The following is a 1556-nucleotide window of genomic DNA, read 5'->3' as shown; positions in this document are numbered from 1 at the left end:
GTGGTCGCCCGTCCCGGTCCGGACGGGGGGCTGCGGCTGGTGGGCTACGCGGTGCCGGCGGCCGGCGGCGCGCTCGACGAGCCCGCGCTGCAGCGCGCCCTGGCCGACACGCTGCCCGACGCGCTGCGCCCTGCCCGCATCCTCGCCCTGCCCGCCCTGCCGGTCTCCGCCAACGGAAAGCTCGACCCAGGACGGCTCCCCGAACCCGACTGGGCGGGCGCGGACGCCGCGGGCGGCAGCACCGACTTCGATCCGCCGCGCGGCCAGACCGAGACGCGCCTCGCCGCCCTCTGGGCCGGCGTGCTCGGCCTCGACGCCCGACGCCTGTCGCGCCGGGACAGCTTCTTCGAGCGCGGCGGCGACTCGATCCTCGCCCTCCAGCTCGTCGCCCGCGCCCGGGAGAGCGGCCTCGCGCTGACGCCGCGGGACGTCTTCACCCACTCGCGCCTCGCCGCCCTGGCGGCGCATCTCGACGCGGCCCCGGACAGCGCGGCCGCGCCGGCCCCCCAGGTCGACCCGGCGCGCGAGGCCGGTCCGGTTCCCCTCACCCCGATCCAGCGCCGGTTCCTCGACGGCCCCGTCCCGAACCGGCAGCACTGGAACCAGGCGATCGTGCTCGCGCCCCGAGCACCCCTCGACCCGGGCCGCCTCGCTGAGGCCCTCGCGACCGTCGAGGCCGCCCATCCCGCGCTGCGCCTGCGCTTCGCGCGGGACGCGCACGGGGCCTGGACCCAGACCTGCCGGGCACCGGGGCAGGAGCCCCCGCTGTGGCGGCGCGCGGCGGACGGTGCGCCGGCCTTCGCGGCCCTCGCCGCGCAAGCCCAGACGAGCCTAGACCTCGCCGAAGGGCCGGTCTGGCGGGCCGTGCACGTCACCCTGCCGGCGGACGGGACCGAGCGGCTCCTCCTCGTCGCCCACCACCTCGTGGTCGACGCCATGTCGTGGCGCATCCTGATCCAGGACCTCGCGGCGGCCCTCGCCGGGCGGCCGCTCGCGCCCCCACCGACGAGCTTCCCGGGCTGGGCCCGCAGCCTCGACGTCCTGGCCCGGCACCCCGGACATGCCGGACGCCGCGAATCCTGGCTGGCCGGCTGGCAGGCCGGGGGGCCGTGCCTCGATGCCGCGTTGCGGCCGGTCCGGCCCGACGCCCCCAACGTCGAATCCGCCCAGACCGAGATCGCCGACAGCCTCGACGCCGACGCGACCGACGCCTTCCTGCGCCGGGCCGGCCGACCCTACAGCGCCCGTCCCGACGAGATCCTGCTCACCGCCCTGTCGATCGCGCTGGTGCGGCGCGGCGACGGGACGGCGGTGGGCGTGACCCTCGAGCGCCACGGTCGCGATGCCGACGCCCTGGCCGACGCGCTCGCCGAACCCCTCTCAGAACCTTTCCCCGAACCCCTCTCCGACGCGCAGGACGGCCCGACCCTGCCCCGCCACGACCTGAGCCGGACGGTGGGCTGGTTCACCACGCTGGTGCCGCTGCGGCTCGACCCCCTCGGCGGCGAGCCGGACCTGCCGCCGGACCTGCCGCCGGACGACGCCGCCCGCGGCCA

At 78.2% G+C, this 1556-nt stretch carries 1 protein-coding gene; it reads left to right on the top strand.

Going from position 1 to position 1556, the window contains the following annotated elements:
* Window positions 1-1556: condensation domain-containing protein (locus BLW78_RS30665; RefSeq protein WP_244527125.1), on the top strand; the 1556-nt coding region annotated here is incomplete at both ends.

The organism is Methylobacterium sp. 275MFSha3.1, assembly GCF_900108435.1.
Lineage (GTDB): Bacteria > Pseudomonadota > Alphaproteobacteria > Rhizobiales > Beijerinckiaceae > Methylobacterium.
Note: the sequence above shows the minus strand (reverse complement) of the source record. Positions and strands in the feature narration are given on the sequence as shown.